The organism is Curtobacterium sp. MCPF17_002 (assembly GCF_003234115.2).
Taxonomy (GTDB): Bacteria; Actinomycetota; Actinomycetes; order Actinomycetales; family Microbacteriaceae; genus Curtobacterium.
Window position 1 is genome coordinate 591,231 of record NZ_CP126251.1, and the last position, 18,023, is coordinate 609,253.

Consider the following 18,023-nt stretch of genomic DNA (forward strand, 5'->3'; position numbering starts at 1 on the left):
AGGGGTGGGGTGGGGGCTCGAGAAGCGGCGGCGCCAGAGCGGGGGAGGGGCGGGGACACGCGCGAGCGCTCCGGGAGGGCGCAGGATGAGCACATGACGACCCCGACCCCGCCTGCACCCCTGGGCACGGCCACCGCCCCGCTCCGCGACGACCGCCGGGTCGTGCTGGTGGTGGCGATCCTGTCGTCGTTCGTGGTCGGGCTCGACTCGAGCGTGGTCAACGTGGCGCTGCCGGCGATCCGGGACGAACTCGGCGGCGGACTCGTCGTGCAGCAGTGGACCGTCGACGCGTACCTGGTGACGCTCGGTTCGCTCATCCTCGTCGCCGGGAGCCTGTCTGACCTGTTCGGCCGCGTGCGGATCATCACGTGGGGGTTGGTCGTGTTCGGGATCGCCTCCGTGGCGTGTGCGATCGCCCCGACCGGCGAGGTGCTCATCGTCGCCCGGGCGCTCCAGGGGGTCGGCGGCGCGCTGGTGACCCCGAGCGCGCTGGCGCTCATCGTCGCCGCCTTCCGGGGTGCGGCGCAGGCGAAGGCGATCGGCACGTGGACGGCCTGGTCGAGTGCGGCGACGATCCTCGGCCCGGTGGTCGGCGGGCTCATCGTCGACGGCGTCGGCTGGCGGTGGATCTTCGTGCTGACCGCCGTCCCCATCGCCGTGACGATCCCGCTCGTGCGCCGCATCCAGTCGGAGGTCCGGGTCGGACCGCGCGCCCGGGTCGACGTGGTCGGTGCGGTGCTCGCCGTCCTGGGGGTCGGCGGCGTGGTCCTCGGGCTCATCGAGCAGGAGCGGCTGGGGTGGGGCGCGCCGGTCGTGGTCGCGGCGCTGGTGATCGGTGCGGCGGCGCTCGCGGCGTTCGTGCCGTGGGAGCTCCGGGTGACACGCACGTCGGGCGGACCGCTCGTCCCGCTCGGGCTGTTCCGGGCGCGGAACTTCGCCGTCGGCAACCTCGCCACCCTGTCGATCTACGGTGCCCTCAGTCTGGTGTTCTTCGTGGTGACGCTCTTCCTGCAGGAGGTCTGGCGGTTCCCGGCCTGGCTGGCGGGCCTCGCGACGCTGCCCCCGACCGTGATGCTCCTGCTGCTCTCGACCACGGTCGGGTCCCTCGCCGGACGGTGGGGACCGCGGTGGTTCATGGCCGCGGGCCCGGCGATCGGTGCCGTGGGGGCGCTCCTGCTCCTGCTCGCCGGCGACGACCCGCACGGGTACTGGTGGTCGGTGCTGCCGGGGCTGGTCCTCGTCGGTGCCGGGATCTCGATCATGGTCACCCCGCTGACGAGCGCGGTGCTGGGGTCCGTCCCGCAGTCCGAAGCGGGCGCCGGGTCGGCGGTGAACAACGCGATCGCCCGCATCGCCGGCCTCGTCACGGTGGCGCTCGCCGGCGTGGTCCTCGGCGGCGAGGTGAGCGTGGACGGTCTGCACCGTGCGATGGTCGTGATGGCGCTGCTGCTCGTGGCGGGCGCGGTCGTCAGCGCGGTCGGGATCCGTAACCCGAAGACGGAATAGCACCGCACGGAGTAAACTTGAGTCAAGTAGGCTCAACCCAGCCGAACGACCACCGCAACGAAAGGACGGAACGCATGGCGAACCTCCAGGGCGCTCCTGACTCGCAAGAGCGACAGAAGACCGCCCTCGAGCAGTACGGCGTCGACCTCACCGAGATCGCCCGCAGCGGCAAGCTCGACCCGGTGATCGGCCGTGACGCCGAGATCCGCCGCGTCAGTCAGGTGCTGACGCGCCGCACCAAGAACAACCCCGTGCTCATCGGGGAACCCGGCGTCGGCAAGACCGCCGTCGTCGAAGGGCTCGCCCAGCGCATCGTCGCGGGCGACGTCGCCGACTCCCTCAAGGACAAGCGCCTCGTGTCGCTCGACATGTCCGCGCTCATCGCCGGTGCCAAGTACCGCGGCGAGTTCGAGGAGCGGCTCAAGGCCGTGCTCAAGGAGATCAACGACTCCGACGGGCAGGTCATCACGTTCATCGACGAGCTGCACACGCTCATGGGCGCCGGCGGTGGCGAAGGATCCGTCGCGGCCTCGAACATGCTCAAGCCGATGCTCGCGCGCGGTGAACTGCGGCTCATCGGCGCGACGACGCTCGACGAGTACCGCGAGTACATCGAGAAGGACGCCGCGCTCGAACGACGCTTCCAGCAGGTCTTCGTCGGCGAGCCGAGCGTCGAGGACACCGTGGCGATCCTCCGTGGGCTGAAGGAGCGGTACGAGGCGCACCACAAGGTGACGATCAACGACTCCGCCCTCGTCGCCGCGTCGAGCCTGTCGAACCGGTACATCTCCGGTCGCCAGCTGCCCGACAAGGCCATCGACCTCATCGACGAGGCCGCGAGCCGGCTCCGCATGGAGATCGACTCCAGTCCGGTCGAGATCGACGAGCTGAAGCGCACCGTGGACCGCCTGCGCATCGAGGAGTTCGCGCTCAAGCAGGAGAAGGACGACGCCTCGAAGGCCCGTCTCGAGACCCTGCGCGCCGAGCTCGCGAACCGCCAGGAACTCCTGACCGGGCTCGAGCAGCGTTGGCAGGCAGAGCGTGCGAGCCTCAACCGGATCGGTGAGCTCAAGCAGCAACTCGACGAACTCAACATGCGGAGCCAGCGCGCCCAGCGCGAGGCCGACTACGAGCTGGTCTCCCGGATCGAGTACAGCGAGAAGCCCCGCATCGAGGCCGAACTCGCCGCCGCCGAGCAGGCCGAGTCCGCCGACCGCATGGTGAACGACAGCGTCACCGACGAGGACATCGCCGCCGTGATCGCACAGTGGACGGGCATCCCACTCGGACGCCTGCTGCAGGGCGAGACCGAGAAGCTCCTGCACCTCGAGAACGAGCTCGGCCGACGGATCATCGGGCAGCGCACGGCCGTGTCGACCGTGTCCGAGGCGGTGCGTCGCACCCGCGCCGGCATCTCCGACCCGGACCGTCCGACGGGCTCGTTCCTGTTCCTCGGCCCCACCGGCGTCGGCAAGACCGAGCTGGCCAAGGCGCTCGCCGAGTTCCTGTTCGACGACGAGAAGGCCCTCGTCCGCATCGACATGAGCGAGTACGGCGAGAAGCACTCCGTCGCGCGGCTCATCGGCGCCCCGCCCGGGTACATCGGGTACGAGGCCGGTGGGCAGCTCACCGAGACCGTCCGTCGTCGCCCGTACTCCGTGGTGCTCCTCGACGAGATCGAGAAGGCGCACCCCGAGGTCTTCGACGTCCTGCTGCAGGTGCTCGACGACGGCCGCCTCACCGACGGACAGGGCCGGACGGTCGACTTCCGGAACACGATCCTGGTCCTCACGTCGAACCTCGGCTCGCAGTTCATGACCGACCAGTCACTGAGCGACGTCCAGCGCGAGGAGGGCGTCCGCGAGCTGGTGCAGCAGGCGTTCCGGCCGGAGTTCATCAACCGGCTCGACGACATCGTGGTGTTCCAGGCGCTCACGGAAGAAGACCTCGGGCAGATCGTCTCGCTCTACGTCGATCGTCTCGCGCGCCGGCTCACCGACCGCCGCCTCGAGCTCGCGGTCACGCCGGACGCCCGGAGCTGGCTCGCCGAGCGCGGGTACGACCCGGTGTACGGCGCCCGTCCGCTCCGCCGGCTCATGCAGCGGCAGATCGACGACCGGCTCGCACGCGCCATCCTGTCGGGTGACGTCCGCGACGGCGACACCGTCCGGGTCGACGTCGCCGCCGGCGGCGACGAGCTGACGGTGGAACCGTTCGAACTGGCGGAGATCGTCGAGGAGTAGTCGACGCAGTGGGCGTGGCCGCCTGGAGGCGCGGTGCCGGTTCCTGGGACCGCCACCGCGCCTCCCGGCTAGCGTCCAGGGCATGCCTGAGCTGCCACTGATCCGTCGCCTCACCGAATCCGTCGAGCACGCGAGCGTGCTCGACAAGGCCGTCGACCTCGACCGCTCCCTCGTGCGGGCCCTCGCGAAGCCGAAGGCGCTGCGGCAGCTGCTGCACGGCGTGCCGTTCGGGCACCCGCTGCACCCGCTCATGGTGCAGGTCCCGCTCGGGGCGTGGATCTCGGCGGCCGTCCTCGACCTGGTCGGCGGGAAGGGCAACGCGAAGGCCGCGAAGACCCTCGTCGGCACGGGGCTGGTCTCGGCCGGCAGTGCGACCGTCGCCGGGTACGTCGACTGGTCCGAGCTCGACCGCGAACAGCTCCGGACCGGATGGGTCCACCAGGCCGTGAACTGGGCCGGCATCACGCTGTACGGGCTGTCGTGGATGCAGCGGAAGCGCGGCAACCACGGGGCCGGGAAGCTCCTCGGGTTCGCGGGCCTGGCGGTCGTCGGCGTCGGCGGGTACCTCGGCGGTCACCTGGCCTACCGGCAGCGCGCGGGCGTCAGTCGCAACGGCGAGGTGCCGTTCGACGCCTGAGTGCTCCTGACCCCGGGTTCCGGCGCCTGTTACGGTGCCGAAACACCCGGCGGCGAAGACTCGGGTCATGGATCACCTCAGCATCAACACCGTCCCGCTCACCGTCGTCCCCGGGCCCGGAGGGGTCGAGTTCGTCATCCGCATCGACGAGCAGGCCGGCGTCGTCCACGTCGACCCAGCCGTCTCCTAGCCTCGTGGTATGCAATACATGTATGCGAGTCCTGGTGGTCGACGATGAATGCGCGCTCGCCGACCTCGTGGCGAAGGGCCTGACCCGCCAGGACATGGCCGTCGACGTCGCCTACCGCGGCGACCACGCCGACGAACTGCTCGCGGTCAACGACTACGACGTCGTCGTGCTCGACCGCGACGTACCGGGGATGCACGGGGACGAGGTCGCCCGGCGCCTGTCCCGTCGGGGCGGGCTCACCCGGATCCTCATGCTCACCGCGGCGACCACCCTCACCGACCGGGTGAACGGGCTCGAGCTCGGTGCCGACGACTACCTGCCGAAGCCGTTCGAGTACCCCGAGCTCGTCGCACGCGTGCGGGCGCTCGGCCGACGCAGCGTCGCTCCGGTCGCCCCCGTGCTCGAACGGAACGGGCTGCTCGTGGACACCAACCGCCGGATGGCGACCCGTGACGGGCGGCCGCTCGACCTCACCTCGAAGGAGCTCGGCGTCCTCGAGACCCTGCTCCGCGCCGACGGCCGGATCGTGTCGGCCGAAGCGCTGCTCGAGAAGGTCTGGGACATGAACATCGACCCGTTCACCGCGGCCGTCCGGGTGACGATGTCGAAGCTCCGCAAGAAGCTCGGCGACCCCGACCCGATCCGGACGGTGCCGGGGACCGGGTACGCGTTGTGAAGCGGATCTGGAGCATCCGGGCTCGGACGGCGCTGGTGTTCGCGATCGCCGCCATGGCCCTCTCCACCGGTGTCGTCGTCTTCACGAACGTGATGTCCCTCGCCGGGATCGGCGCGGGGCTGCCGGACGCGACGAGTGCGCCGACCGCTGAGGCGTCCGTCCCGCCCGGCTGGGGGGCGACGGGGGCCATCGACGCGGAAGCCCGTGCCCAGGACGGCTCGACCGTCGCCGTCGTCCGGTTGGTGGCCTTCCAGCAGTGGCAGTGGTCCGCCGTCGGGATCACGGGTGCCGGGCTCGTCGCCGGCGTGGTCGGCTGGGCCGTCAGCCGCAGGATGCTCCGTCCGATCGACCGGATCTCCGCGACGACCAGCCGGATCACCGCGTCGAACCTGCACGAGCGCATCGACCTGGACGGGCCGGACGACGAACTCCGGCGGCTCTCGCGCACCGTCGACGACCTGCTCGACCGCCTGCAGACGGCGTTCGAGAGCCAGCGCCGGTTCGTCGCGCAGGCCTCGCACGAGCTGCGCACCCCGCTCGCCGTGCAGCGTGCGGCGATGCAGATCGGGCTGCACGACCACGCGGACGCGGTCGAGGTCCGGGCCACGCGTGACGAGCTCCTGGAGCAGAACCGGCGGACGGAGCACCTGGTCGAGTCGTTGCTCGTGCTGGCCGAAGCGGACCGTGGCCTCGCGGGCGCCGTGCAGGACATCGATCTCGACGTCGTCGCCGAGCAGGTCGTCGCGGGAGCCGCCGGTGGTGCCCACGAGGCGGGAGTGACGCTGTTCCACGAGGGGCGAGCCGCGCCTCCAGGCAGTGCCGTCGTGTCCGGCGAGCCGACGCTCGTCCGACAGCTCCTCGTCAACCTGGTCGGCAACGCCGTCGACCACAACCACGCCGGCGGGTTCGTCCGCGTCACCACTCGGGATGACGGGCTCGTGATCGAGAACTCGGGACCCGTCGTGCCGGCCGAGGTCGCACCGCTCCTGGTCGAGCCGTTCCGACGGTGCCCGGGCCGAGCGTCCGCCGGACGGCACAGCGGGCTCGGGCTCTCGATCGTCGCCTCGATCGTGCAGGCGCACGGCTGGCGGCTCTCCATCGCGGCCCGGCCGGACGGTGGGCTGCGCGTGCAGGTCGACGTTTCGTCGGTGTAAGACGGCGCGAACCGGGGACGAAACAGGCGCTCCGGTGTGCTGGTCACATGACACACACCACATCGGGCGGCCGCACCGCAGCCGCCGCCTCATCCTCCTCCGCCCGCCGTCGCAGGCTCCTCTCCGCCGCAGCCGTCGTCGTGCTGCTGCCCGGTCTGCTCGCCGCCTGCTCCTCGGGGTCTCCGGAGAGCGACCCCTCGAAGGCCGCAGCCGGGAAGGACAAGGGCGACTCCGTCTCCGAGTGCATGCGCGGCAAGGGGTACGACATGGACGACGCCGCGGGCACCGGATCCGGCAACTCGATGCAGTTGTCCGTGCCCGACGGCGTCGACAAGGAGCAGTGGTCGGCGGACTTCGAGAAGTGCATGGGGCCGGTGTCCGGGGCCGGCGACTCGGGTGGCGCCACGGACGCGAAGCCCGGACCCGGACAAGCCAAGAAGGAGAAGAAATTCCTGCAGTGCGTGCGGGAGAACGGGTTCGCGGACTACCCGGACGACCCGGATGCGCGGGGGACCTACCAGCCCGACGACGAGAACGCCTTCCACGACGTCATGGACACCTGTGACCGCGAGGCGTTCGGCACCTCGGGAACGGCCGACAAGCCGTGAGGCCGCGGACACGGAAGCGACTCGTCGTCGCCGGGCTGTGCCTCGCGACGACGCTCGCCGCGGGTGCCGGGACCTGGGCGCTCGTCGACCTGGTCGGCCCCGCGGCATCGTCCGCGGCGTCGTCGGCGTCAGGGTCGGGGTCGGGGTCGGAGGGAAAGGGAACCCCGTACACCGGGCCCACCGCACCGGTCGTGCTCGGCGACCTGACCGACTCGAAGGTGTTCGCCGGCACCCTCGGCTACGGCGAGCCAGCCGGGGTCCCCGGCGCGGCGAGCGGGACGCTCACCTGGCTGCCGAAGCCGGGCCAGGTCGTCCACCGCGACGAGTTCCTCTACGCGGTCGACGAACGAGCGGTGCGCGCGATGCACGGCACCGTCCCGTTGTGGCGTGACCTCAAGCGAGGCGGCAAGGGCACGGACGTCCGGCAGCTCAACGAGAACCTCGCGGCGCTCGGGTACGACGTCTCGGTCGACGACACCTTCGGACCCCGGACCGAGCGAGCCGTCAAGCGCTGGCAGCGGGACCGCGGGCACGACCGGACTGGCATCATCACCGCCGACGACATCGCCTTCGTCGACGGCGACGTCCGGGTGGCCTCCGTCGACGGGCAGCTCGGGCAGCCCGCTGGTGGTGACGTCCTCAAGGTGACGAGCACCGGGCGGATCGTCACGGTGACGGTGTCACAGCGCGAGTCCGAGCGGCTGGCGGTCGGCACGGACGTCGACGTCCGGATCAACGGGGCCGGGGACCCATGCCCGGCAAGGTCACCGACGTGCAACCGAGCAAAGCCGAGGACAGCGGCGCGAAGGTCGACGTCTCGGTGGGGTTCGACCCGGGCAGCCGGCAGCTGCCCGCCGCGGCCTCGGCGCAGATCGACGCCCGCGGTGCCACCGAGAAGGGCGTGCTGTCCGTCCCGATCGCGGCCCTCGTCGCCGGGAACGGTGACCGGTACGCGGTCGACGTCGTCCGGCGTGACAAGACCACGAAGCGGGTTCCGGTCACGACCGGGTTCATCGCGGAGGGGCGGATCGCCGTCACCGGAGACCTGTCCGAGGGCGACCGCGTGGTGGTGCCCGGATGAGCGCCGATGCGGTCCTGGCGCTCCGGGACGTCACGAAGACCTACGGGGACGTCGGTGCACTCCGCGGTGTCTCGCTCGACGTCGCGGCGGGGGAGCTCGTCGCCGTCGTCGGGCCCTCGGGCTCGGGCAAGTCCACGATGCTCAACATCGTCGGGACGCTCGACCGTCCGACCTCGGGCACGGTCACGATCGCGGGCAGCGACGTCGACACGATGTCCGACGACGCCCTGTCGCTCCTCCGCGCGGACCACATCGGCTTCGTGTTCCAGCACTTCCACCTGCAGTCCGGTGCCACCGCCGCCGAGAACGTCGCGGACGGGCTGCTCTACGCCGGGACCGGCCGACGGGCGCGCCACCGTCGAGCCGTCGACGCACTCGGTCGCGTCGGGCTCGGGCACCGGGTCGACCACCGCCCGAACCAGCTCTCCGGCGGCGAGAAGCAGCGGGTCGCCATCGCGCGGGCGATCGTCGGCGAGCCGACCATCCTGCTCGCGGACGAACCGACCGGGGCCCTCGATTCGGCGTCGGGCTCGGCGATCCTCGAGCTGTTGCGCGAACTCAACGACGGCGGGACGACGGTGCTCGTGATCACCCACGACCTGGAACTCGCGGCGTCCCTGCCCCGGCAGGTGCGGATGCGGGACGGCAGCGTCGAGCACGACTCCGGGACGCCGGACCCCGACGGACGGACGACGACCGATGCCGCGACGCTCGCGTCGGCTATCCGGGGCCCGGCGTGAGCGCGCGGAAGGGGCTCGGTCCGGGTGATCTCCTCCGGCTCGGGGTCTTCGGCCTCCGCACCCGTCCGGCCCGCGTCGTGCTGTCGGCGCTCGGCATCGCGATCGGCATCGCCGCGATGATCGCGGTCGTCGGGATCTCCTCGTCGAGCAAGGCGAAGGTCGACCAGGTCCTCGACGCGCTGGGCACGAACGTGCTCACCGTGACGCCGGGCCAGGGGTTCGGCGAACCGCAGCCGCTCCCCGCGTCGGCGCTCGGGTCGGCGCTCCGGCAGGACGCCGTCCTCGACGCGGCCGCCGTCGGCACGGTGGCGGACGGCAGGGTCTACCGGAACCAGTTCGTGCCGCCGCCCGAGTCGAAGGGCATCGGCGTGCTGGCGGCGTGGGGCGATGCGCCGTCGGTCCTCGGCGGGGAACTCGCCTCAGGGCAGTGGCTCGACTCGGCACCCGGAGCGCCGCCGCAGGTGGTCCTCGGTGCGACCGCGGCCGAGGCGTTCGGGATCGACGAGGTCCACGCCGACAGCAAGTTGTGGATCGGCGGGCGCTGGGTCCAGGTGGTCGGTGTCCTGCAGCCGCTGGAGCTGGCGGACGAGCTCGACGACAAGGTCTTCGTCCCCCGGGGCCTGGCGGCGGAACTCGGCTTCGACGGGTCACCGACCGCCGTGTACACCCGGGTCGACCCCGAGCGGGTCGCACCGACGCGGGACGTCCTGGCGCGGGCGATCAGCCCCGCGTCGCCGCAGGAGGTGGCCGTGACCAGACCGTCGGACGCGCTCGCCGCCAAGAGCGCGACGGACGACTCGTTCACCGGGTTGCTCGTCGGCATCGGCGGGGTCGCGCTGCTCGTCGGCGGGATCGGCGTCGCGAACACGATGGTGATCACCGTGCTCGAGCGTCGGGCGGAGGTCGGGGTGCGTCGAGCGCTCGGCGCACGGCGGCGGAACATCCGCGACCAGTTCCTGGTGGAGTCGCTGCTGCTGTCGTTCCTCGGCGGGGTCGCGGGGGTGGTGCTCGGCGTCGGGGTGACGGTGGTCTTCGCCCTCGGGCAGGGATGGCCGGTGGCGATCCCGGTCTGGGCGGTCGCCGGCGGCCTCGGTGCGACGGTGTTCATCGGCGGGGTCTCCGGGCTGTACCCGGCAGCGCGCGCAGCGCGCATCCCCCCGACGTCCGCGCTGGCCGCAGTGTGAGCCGCGTCACGCAGTGGGGGTGACCGCCTGGAGGCGCGGTGCCGGTCGACGAGACCGGCTCCGCGCCTCCAGGCGGTCGCGTTTCGGCGGGTGCTGATCATGCCTGGTCATGACCAGTCCGTCAAGCATCGGGAGTCATCCGTTCGACATCCGTGATCCCCCGGAAACATGCGGATCAGCGGCGTGCACAGGTGCGGAATCCATGGTTGACAAGCCGCCCTCGAGGGTCTTCACTTGCGAATACGCAACGTCCTTTCATAAAGGTCGGACCAAGGGAGTCAACGTGACACGCACGCGTTTCGCCGCACTCGGTGCGCTCGCCCTCGCAGGCGCGCTCGCCCTCACCGGGTGCTCCGCCGGAAGCAACGGAGCTTCCGACGGCGGCACGAAGTCCATCGGCACACCCGATGGCAAGGGCAAGACACTCAACGTCTGGATCATGAACGGCGACCTCAGCCCGAAGATCCTCGACGTCGCCGAGAAGCAGTTCACCAAGGCCACCGGCGCCAAGGTGAAGCTGCAGCTCCAGCAGTGGGACGGCATCACGACCAAGCTCACCACCGCGCTCGCCCAGAAGGACGCCCCGGACGTGGTCGACCTCGGCAACACGCAGGTCCCCGTGTACGCGGCGACCGGCGGGCTGATGGACCTCTCGCCCTACAAGAAGGAACTGCAGGGCGGGCAGACCTGGCTCTCCGGGCTCGAAGGGCCCGCCACGGTCGACGGCAAGCTCTACGGCGCACCGCTGTTCGCCGGCAACCGGGCCGTGATCTACAACAAGAAGATGTGGGCCGACGCCGGGGTCACCGGGGTCCCGACGTCCTACGACCAGCTGACGGCCGACCTCGACAAGGTGAAGGCGAAGAACCCGCAGGCGGACTTCTCCGCGTTCTACATGCCGGGCCAGTACTGGTACGGCGGACTGCAGTGGGTGTGGGACGCCGGTGGGCAGATCGCGAAGGAGAAGGGCGGCAAGTGGACGGGGTCGATCGACTCCGCCGACGCCGTCAAGGGCCTGACCGCCTGGAAGGACTTCCAGAACAGCTACTCGGCGAAGTCCACCCAGGACATCAACACCGACAAGCCGGCCGAGTCGGACATCTTCGCCCAGGGCAACACCTCCGCGATCCTCGGATCGGCATGGGAGATCGGCTCGATCACGACGGCGAAGCCCGAGCTCAAGGACCAGATCGGCACCTTCGCGATGCCGTCGCAAACCGAGGGCAAGACGCAGCCCGTCTTCCTCGGCGGATCGGACCTCGGCATCCCCGCGAAGTCGCAGAACCAGGACCTCGCGCTGTACTACACGAAGATCCTGACCTCGAAGAAGTTCCAGCAGGACCAGGTGTTCGGGGTCGACGGCTGGGAGCCGAACTCGACGCAGCTGCTCGACGCGGTGGCCGGTGACGTGGACGAACTCCACAAGCCGTACTTCGCCGCAGCGTCGACGAGCCGCCCGACCCCGGCCACGCCGGGCTGGGCGACGATCGAGGGCGACTCGACCTTCCAGACGATGTTCGCCGACGTCGCCACGGGTCGGAAGACACCGCAGCAGGCCGCGGAGGGCTTCTCGAAGCACCTCACGTCCGCGCTCAACGCGCAGCAGTAGTCGATGACCTCCACCACGGAGCGGGTGTCCGGTTCGGCTCCGGCCGAGCCGGGCACCCGGCGGCGCCGTCCTGGAGGCACGTCCCGTCTCCGCCCCGCGGGCTCCGGCCCGCGGGGCGGGCGCGGTGCGGGTCGCCGGTCGGTGACCTCGTCGCGCGCACCCCTCGTGCTGCTCGCGCCGGCGGCGGTCCTGCTGCTCGCACTCGTCGTCTACCCGCTCGTCCGGCTCGTGGTCATCTCGTTCCAGGACTACGGCCTGCGGGCGATCTTCACCGGGCAGGCCGGGTTCGCGGGCTTCACGAACTACACGAACGTCCTGGCCGACCCGAGCTTCTGGCCGGTCATCCTCCGGACGATCCTCGTCACCGGCGCCATGGTCGTCGGGACCATCGGCATCGGCATGGCGGTGTCGCAGCTGCTCACCCGGCTCGGCGTCGTGATGCGAACGATCGTGAGCGTCGTGCTCGTGCTGGCCTGGGCGATGCCGAACGTGGCGTCGAGCCTCGTCTGGCAGTGGCTCTTCCAGCCGTTCTACGGCGTGCTCAACTGGGTCATCACGCAGCTCGGGGTCTTCGGTGACCACACGCAGGACAACTGGGCATCGAGCCCCGGACAGGCCCTGACCATCGTGCTGTCCCTCGTCATCTGGCAGGCGGTGCCGTTCGTCGCCCTGACGCTCTACGCGGCGCAGTCCCAGATCGCGCCCGAGTACTACGAGGCCGGGTCGCTCGACGGTGCGTCCGCGTGGGCGATGTACCGCGCGATCACGCTGCCGGCGCTCGTGCCGACCCTGCTGCTCGTGACGATCCTGTCCGTGATCTGGGACTTCAACGTCTTCAACCAGATCTGGCTCCTCACCCGCGGCGGCCCCGAGGACACCACGCTGACCCTCGGCATCTGGACGTTCGTGCGGTCCTTCGTGTCGAACGCGTACGGCCAGGGCGCCGCGATCGCCGTCATCTCGACGCTGATCCTCGGCGCGCTCACCAGCTACTACATCCGCCGGCTCGTCCGGAGCGGGGAGGAGGACCTGTGACGACCACCACGACCCCCGGCGTGACCGGGGCGACCGCCTCGGAGACGCAACCGGACATTACGGGGGTGAACCGCGCCTCCCGGCCCGTGGCACCGGTCCGCGGGCGGAAGCGGAAGCCGCGCGTCCTGGCGAACACCGTCGCCGTCGTGTTCTGCCTGATCTGGGTGTTCCCCATCTACTGGATGGTGAACACCGCGTTCAAGCCCGCCGACGAGGTGACGACGCTCACGCCGATCTGGCTGCCGCTCCGTCCCACGCTCGAGAACTTCACGCGGGCGCTCACGCAGGACGGCTTCCTCGTCTACCTCCGGAACTCCGCGATCGTCGTGGTGGCCGCCGTGCTGCTCTCGATCGTCGTCGGGTTCCTGGCGTCGGCGGCGCTGTCGCGCTTCCGGTTCCGCGGACGGCGGGCGATCCTCGTCGCGATCCTGTTCGTGCAGATGATCCCGTCCGGGGCGCTGCTCATCCCGTTGTTCCTGTCGTTCCAGACCCTCGGGCTCCTCAACAGCTACATCGGCCTGATCCTGGCGTACGTCGCGAGCGTCCTGCCGTTCTCGATCTGGGTGATGCGCGGGTTCTTCGTCGCGGTCCCGATCGAGATCGAGGAAGCGGCGAAGGTCGACGGCGCCGGCACCTTCCGCATCCTGTGGAGCGTGCTGTTCCCGCTCGTGATGCCCGGGGTGATCGCCACGAGCGTGTTCGCGTTCATCGCGGCGTGGAACGACTACCTCACGGCGTACGTGATGCTGAAGGACCAGGGGATGTACACGCTGCCGGTGTGGCTCGCCGGGTTCTCGACGGACAAGGGCACCGACTTCGGTGGGCTGATGGCCGCGAGCGTGCTGTTCTCGCTGCCGGTCGTGGTGTTCTTCCTCATCGTGCAGCGCCGGCTCGTCAGCGGCATGACCGCGGGGGCCGTGAAGGGGTAGGCGCCGGTCGGTCGGTCGCGGTCGGCCGCGGCCGGGTGCCGCCGGCGATGCCGGTCCGGCGCGCGGGCGGGCGGCACTGAGATCGCACTTCGGCGCGGGTTCGCTTCGGCGGCCCGCGCCGAAGTGCGATCTCGGCGGCCTGCGCTCGACGGGCGCCGACTCCTGCCGCCTTCGTCCGTGTTGGTTTCGGGACGAAACGGTTGCGTTTGTGTGACCTTCGGACGTACAGTTCCTGAAACCCACGGGAACGAAGGAGTTCGGGCATGTACGCAACCGAGCGGCACGACGCCATCGCCGCCGTCCTGCAGTCGGCCGGGCGGGTCTCCGTCGCCGACCTCGCCGAGCACTTCGACGTCACCACCGAGACCGTGCGCCGCGACCTCGACCTGCTCGAGTCGGCGGGCGTCCTCCGCCGCGTGCACGGGGGAGCGGTGCCCGTCGGCCGGTCGAGCGTCGTCGAGCTGACCGTCGCCGAGCGCGAGGGGCAGCACAACTCGGCGAAGTCCGCCATCGCCCGCGCCGCGATGCGCCTGGTCCCGCCGACCTTCACCGGGTCGATCGCCCTCGACGCCGGCACCACCTGCGCCGCCGTCGCGACCGAGCTCGCACGGTGGGAGCCCGCCACGGCCGGTGCCACGATCACGGTCATCACGAACTCGGTGCCGATCGCCGCGACCCTGCAGCACAGCGAGCACGTCGAACTGCACCTGCTCGGCGGCCGTGTCCGCGGTGTCACGAGCGCCGCCGTCGGGACCGCGACCGTCGAGCAGATCGGCGCGCTCCGACCGGACATCGCGTTCGTCGGGACGAACGGCCTGTCCGCCGGGTTCGGCCTCAGCACGCCGGACGAGTACGAGGCCGCGGTGAAGGCCGCCTACGTCCTCGCGGCCCGCCGCAGCGTGGTCGTCGCCGACGCGGCGAAGCACGGGGTCGAGGCGCTCATGCGGTTCGCCCGGCTCGACGAGATCGACACGATCGTGACGGACGAGCAGCCGCCGGTCGACCTCGCCGGGGCCCTCTCCGACGCCGACGTCGAGGTGGTCGTCGCATGAACGCAGCGACCCCGGACGCCGTGCGGTCCACCCGCATCGTCACCGTCACCCCGAACCCCTCCCTCGACCGCACCATCGAGCTGGCCGGCGAACTCCAACGAGGTGCCGTGCAGCGGGCGACCCGCTCGACCGCGGAGCCCGGCGGCAAGGGCGTCAACGTGTCCCGGGTCGTCGTCGCGAGCGGCGGTGACACCGTGGCCGTCCTGCCCGGCGACGAGCTCGACCCCGTCCTGCTCGGCCTCGCGACCCGGGGGATCCCGACGGCCGCGCTGCCGATCGGTGCGCCGCTCCGCTCGAACGTCACCGTGACCGAGCCGACCGGCACGACCACGAAGCTCAACGAGCCGGGGCCGTCCCTCGCCGGACGCCTCGACGACCTCGCCGCGCTCGTCGCCGACACCGCCGCCGCGACCGCCACCGGGCCCGCCGCCCGCTGGGTCGTCTTCGCCGGGTCGTTGCCGCCGGGATTGCCCGACGACGCCCTCGCCGTGCTGGTCCGCGCCGTCCGGCAGCGCCACGGCGACGACGTCCGCATCGCCGTCGACTCGTCGGGTGTCCCGTTCACCGCGCTGCTGCAGTCCGGCGAGCGCATCGACCTGGTCAAGCCGAACGCCGAGGAGCTCGCCGAGGTCGTCGGCGGCGATCCGGACGAGTTCGAACGCGACGTCGACGCCGCCGCGCGGGCCGCACAGCGTCTCCGCGAGAAGAACGTCGGCACCGTGCTGCTCACACTGGGCAGCGCCGGGGCCGTGCTCGTCACCGAGGACGGCAGCCACGCCGCGGCCGCACCACGGATCACGGCGCGCTCGACGGTCGGCGCGGGGGACTCCTCGCTCGCCGGCTACCTCCTCGCCGAGGTCGCCGGGCAGTCGCCCGAGCTGCGCCTCGCCCAGGCCGTCGCCACCGGGGCCGCCGCCGCGGCCCTGCCGGGCAGCGACGTGCCCGCCCTCGACCAGACCGACCCGTCGGCGATCACCGTCCGGACGTTGCACCTGACGCAGCACCCGGCACGCGAACCGGCCTGACCAGCGAACACCGCCGCGACCACCACCGCGAACACCGCGGCGACCACCGCCGCGACCACCGCCGCGGACAGTCCGCGACACCCCTCGAACACACCCCTCGAACCAGCACCCCGTGCGTCCGCAGCACGATTGCAAAGGAGCAACCATGTCCGTCAACACGAGTCCACGCCTCATCAGCGTCCAGCTCGTCGGTCTCGACGAGGACCTCGGCGCCACCTCGAGCGACGTCATCCGCGTCCTCGCCGACCGCGTCGCCGCGACCGGCCGTGCTGCGGAGGGCGCGGTCCTCGCCGAGGACGCCATCACGCGCGAAGCGAGCGTCGGCACCGGCGTCCCCGGCGGCATCGCGATCCCGCACGCCCGTTCGGCGTCGGTGTCCGAGCCGACCCTGGCGTTCTCCCGGCTCGCGCGGAAGGTGTCGTTCGGCGCCCCGGACGGCGACGCCGACATCGTGTTCATGATCGCCGTGCCGGAGGGGGCGGACAAGGACCACCTGACGGTCCTCTCGACCCTCGCCCGTGCGCTCATCCGCGAGGACTTCACCGCGGCGCTCCGTGCCGCCGCCACCCCGCAGGACATCGTCGACCTGGTCGATCGCGAAGTGAGCGGCGAGGTGTCGGAGGCCGGTGTCGGGAAGGCGAGCAGCGCCTCCAGTCCGACCCCACCCGCAGGTGAGACGGCAACCCGGCGCAAGGTGATCGTCGGCGTCACCGCCTGCCCGACCGGAATCGCCCACACCTACATGGCCGCCGACGCCCTCGTCGCCGCGGCCCAGCGGGCCGGCGCCGAGATGCACGTCGAGACGCAGGGGTCCTCGCAGGTCGAGCCCCTCGACCCCGCGCTCATCGCCCGTGCCGACGCCGTCGTCTTCGCGGTCGACGTCGACGTGCGCGACAGCGGCCGCTTCGCCGGCAAGCCCCTCGTCTCCGGCCCGGTGAAGCGCGGCGTCGACGAGCCGGACAAGATGATCGCCGAGGCGCTCCGCGCGGCCGACGACCCGAACGCCGCACGCGTGTCCGGCTCGGCCGCCGAGGCTGGCACGAGCACCGCGAAGGACGAGCACTTCGGCCAGTCGCTCAAGCGCTGGCTCCTGACCGGTGTGTCGTACATGATCCCGTTCGTCGCGGGCGGCGGGCTGCTCATCGCGCTCGGCTTCCTGCTCGCCGGGTACGGGATCGCGCTGCCGCACGGCGACTCCGGGCAGAACAACGCGGTGTTCACGCTGACGAACTCGACGTTGCTCAACCTGCCGCCCGAGGGCCTCGGCTACTACCTCGGCGCCGCCGCGTTCCAGATCGGCTCGGTGTCGCTCGGGTTCCTCGTCGCCGCGCTCGCCGGGTACATCGCCTACGCCATCGCCGACCGGCCGGGCATCGCGCCGGGCTTCGTCGCCGGGTCGATCGCCGTGTTCATGAACGCCGGGTTCCTCGGTGGTCTCGTCGGTGGCCTCATCGCCGGTGCCGCCGCGTACTGGATCGGACGCATCCCGACATGGCGTTGGCTGCGCGGGCTCATGCCGGTCGTGATCATCCCGCTGTTCGCCTCGATCATCGCGTCCGGCCTCATGCTCCTCGTGCTCGGCGGCCCGATCGCCTGGGTGATGACGGAGCTCACCGCGTGGCTCAACTCGCTCTCCGGTGCCTCGGCCGTCCTGCTCGGGATCATCCTCGGGCTCATGATGGCGTTCGACCTCGGCGGTCCGGTGAACAAGGTGGCGTACGCGTTCGCCGTCGCCGGGCTCGGTGCCGGGACCGCGACGAACGTGGTGCCGTTCGAGATCATGGCGGCCGTGATGGCAGCGGGCATGGTCCCGCCGCTCGCCCTCGCGCTCGCCTCGACCGTGCTGTACCGCAAGGGGTTCACGAAGCCCGAGCGGGAGAACGGCAAGGCCGCGTGGCTGCTCGGCGCCTCGTTCATCTCCGAGGGCGCGATCCCCTTCGCCGCAGCCGATCCGCTGCGGGTGATCCCGGCGTCGATGGTCGGTGCTGCTATCACGGGAGCGATCTCGATGGCGGCCGGTGTGACCTCGCGGGCTCCGCACGGTGGGATCTTCGTGTTCTTCGCCATCGGTGACGTCGTGATGTTCATCGTCGCGATCCTGGCGGGCACCGTCGTCTCGGCGCTGGTGCTGGTCGCCCTGAAGAAGTGGGTGCGGCGGACGCCGGCGGCGGACGCCGCCGTCTCCGAGACCGCGGGCGACCGGGTCGCGGTGGCCGTGTAGTCGACGTCACCACCTGACGGCCTGGAGGCGCGGTGCCAGCTGGCACCGCGCCTCCAGGCCGTCGTGGTGGTCGCGCCCACCTCACGAAGTGCAGCGGACCGCGCTGTGGCCCGCGAACTGGAGGCTCCCTCAT

Annotated in this window: 15 protein-coding genes and 2 pseudogenes; all 17 read left to right on the forward strand. The window is 71.3% G+C overall.

Annotated elements, in window-relative coordinates:
* Window positions 1-93: 93 nt before the first annotated feature.
* The 17 genes and pseudogenes from DEJ28_RS02860 (at window position 94) to DEJ28_RS02935 (ending at window position 17,890) form a co-directional block, all read left to right on the forward strand.
* Complete coding sequence (locus DEJ28_RS02860) at window positions 94-1,506, forward strand: MFS transporter (protein WP_111115894.1); 1,413 nt, start codon at window positions 94-96, stop codon at window positions 1,504-1,506.
* 74 nt (window positions 1,507-1,580) lie between these two features.
* Window positions 1,581-3,749: an ATP-dependent Clp protease ATP-binding subunit gene (locus tag DEJ28_RS02865; protein WP_111115893.1), complete on the forward strand. Its 2,169-nt coding sequence runs from the start codon at window positions 1,581-1,583 to the stop codon at window positions 3,747-3,749.
* An 82-nt stretch (window positions 3,750-3,831) separates the two neighbouring features.
* Complete coding sequence (locus DEJ28_RS02870; RefSeq protein WP_111115892.1) at window positions 3,832-4,386, forward strand: DUF2231 domain-containing protein; 555 nt, start codon at window positions 3,832-3,834, stop codon at window positions 4,384-4,386.
* A 67-nt stretch (window positions 4,387-4,453) separates the two neighbouring features.
* Window positions 4,454-4,576 (forward strand): hypothetical protein, encoded by a 123-nt coding sequence (locus tag DEJ28_RS02875; protein ID WP_258368090.1) that lies wholly within the window; start codon window positions 4,454-4,456, stop codon window positions 4,574-4,576.
* 22 nt (window positions 4,577-4,598) lie between these two features.
* Window positions 4,599-5,252 carry a response regulator transcription factor gene (locus tag DEJ28_RS02880; protein ID WP_111115891.1) on the forward strand — a complete coding sequence of 218 codons (654 nt, stop codon included), beginning with the start codon at window positions 4,599-4,601 and terminating at the stop codon, window positions 5,250-5,252.
* A 53-nt stretch (window positions 5,253-5,305) separates the two neighbouring features.
* Window positions 5,306-6,406, forward strand: a complete 1,101-nt coding sequence (locus DEJ28_RS02885) for a sensor histidine kinase (RefSeq protein WP_146248866.1) — start codon at window positions 5,306-5,308, stop codon at window positions 6,404-6,406.
* 47 nt (window positions 6,407-6,453) lie between these two features.
* Window positions 6,454-7,014: a hypothetical protein gene (locus DEJ28_RS02890; RefSeq protein ID WP_111115889.1), complete on the forward strand. Its 561-nt coding sequence runs from the start codon at window positions 6,454-6,456 to the stop codon at window positions 7,012-7,014.
* 362 nt (window positions 7,015-7,376) lie between these two features.
* Window positions 7,377-7,559: pseudogene (locus DEJ28_RS18045) on the forward strand (peptidoglycan-binding domain-containing protein); the annotation flags it as partial.
* Window positions 7,560-7,786: 227 nt separating this feature from the next.
* A complete protein-coding gene (locus DEJ28_RS02895) occupies window positions 7,787-8,095 on the forward strand; it encodes a permuted SH3 domain-containing protein (protein ID WP_146248865.1) in 309 nt (102 codons plus the stop codon).
* Entirely contained in the window at window positions 8,092-8,835 is a 744-nt protein-coding gene (locus DEJ28_RS02900) for an ABC transporter ATP-binding protein (protein WP_111115887.1), read from the forward strand. The genes DEJ28_RS02895 and DEJ28_RS02900 overlap by 4 nt, the downstream gene beginning before the upstream one ends.
* An 89-nt stretch (window positions 8,836-8,924) precedes the next feature.
* Window positions 8,925-10,019, forward strand: a pseudogene (locus DEJ28_RS02905) (ABC transporter permease); the annotation flags it as partial.
* Window positions 10,020-10,302: 283 nt separating this feature from the next.
* A complete protein-coding gene (locus DEJ28_RS02910; RefSeq protein WP_220034634.1) occupies window positions 10,303-11,628 on the forward strand; it encodes a sugar ABC transporter substrate-binding protein in 1,326 nt (441 codons plus the stop codon).
* Window positions 11,629-11,631: 3 nt separating this feature from the next.
* A complete protein-coding gene (locus DEJ28_RS02915; RefSeq protein WP_111115885.1) occupies window positions 11,632-12,663 on the forward strand; it encodes a carbohydrate ABC transporter permease in 1,032 nt (343 codons plus the stop codon).
* On the forward strand, window positions 12,660-13,592 hold the full coding sequence (locus DEJ28_RS02920; protein WP_258368089.1) for a carbohydrate ABC transporter permease: 933 nt from the start codon (window positions 12,660-12,662) through the stop codon (window positions 13,590-13,592). Before DEJ28_RS02915 ends, DEJ28_RS02920 begins: the two co-directional genes overlap by 4 nt.
* 263 nt (window positions 13,593-13,855) lie before the next feature.
* Window positions 13,856-14,644, forward strand: a complete 789-nt coding sequence (locus tag DEJ28_RS02925; RefSeq protein WP_111115884.1) for a DeoR/GlpR family DNA-binding transcription regulator — start codon at window positions 13,856-13,858, stop codon at window positions 14,642-14,644.
* Window positions 14,641-15,669, forward strand: coding sequence for a 1-phosphofructokinase family hexose kinase (locus DEJ28_RS02930; RefSeq protein WP_111115883.1), 1,029 nt, complete (start codon window positions 14,641-14,643; stop codon window positions 15,667-15,669). The genes DEJ28_RS02925 and DEJ28_RS02930 overlap by 4 nt, the downstream gene beginning before the upstream one ends.
* A gap of 145 nt (window positions 15,670-15,814) precedes the next feature.
* A complete protein-coding gene (locus DEJ28_RS02935) occupies window positions 15,815-17,890 on the forward strand; it encodes a PTS fructose transporter subunit IIABC (RefSeq protein ID WP_111115882.1) in 2,076 nt (691 codons plus the stop codon).
* The last annotated feature ends 133 nt before the right edge of the window (window positions 17,891-18,023 follow it).

Coding starts and splice junctions, on each gene's coding strand:
- DEJ28_RS02885 (WP_146248866.1), top strand. CDS start 5,306: ATGGCCCTCTCCACCGGTGTCGTCGTCTTCACGAACGTGATGTCCCTC.
- DEJ28_RS02935 (WP_111115882.1), top strand. CDS start 15,815: ATGTCCGTCAACACGAGTCCACGCCTCATCAGCGTCCAGCTCGTCGGT.
- DEJ28_RS02900 (WP_111115887.1), top strand. CDS start 8,092: ATGAGCGCCGATGCGGTCCTGGCGCTCCGGGACGTCACGAAGACCTAC.
- DEJ28_RS02860 (WP_111115894.1), top strand. CDS start 94: ATGACGACCCCGACCCCGCCTGCACCCCTGGGCACGGCCACCGCCCCG.
- DEJ28_RS02875 (WP_258368090.1), top strand. CDS start 4,454: ATGGATCACCTCAGCATCAACACCGTCCCGCTCACCGTCGTCCCCGGG.
- DEJ28_RS02865 (WP_111115893.1), top strand. CDS start 1,581: ATGGCGAACCTCCAGGGCGCTCCTGACTCGCAAGAGCGACAGAAGACC.
- DEJ28_RS02890 (WP_111115889.1), top strand. CDS start 6,454: ATGACACACACCACATCGGGCGGCCGCACCGCAGCCGCCGCCTCATCC.
- DEJ28_RS02925 (WP_111115884.1), top strand. CDS start 13,856: ATGTACGCAACCGAGCGGCACGACGCCATCGCCGCCGTCCTGCAGTCG.
- DEJ28_RS02870 (WP_111115892.1), top strand. CDS start 3,832: ATGCCTGAGCTGCCACTGATCCGTCGCCTCACCGAATCCGTCGAGCAC.
- DEJ28_RS02930 (WP_111115883.1), top strand. CDS start 14,641: ATGAACGCAGCGACCCCGGACGCCGTGCGGTCCACCCGCATCGTCACC.
- DEJ28_RS02915 (WP_111115885.1), top strand. CDS start 11,632: ATGACCTCCACCACGGAGCGGGTGTCCGGTTCGGCTCCGGCCGAGCCG.
- DEJ28_RS02880 (WP_111115891.1), top strand. CDS start 4,599: ATGCGAGTCCTGGTGGTCGACGATGAATGCGCGCTCGCCGACCTCGTG.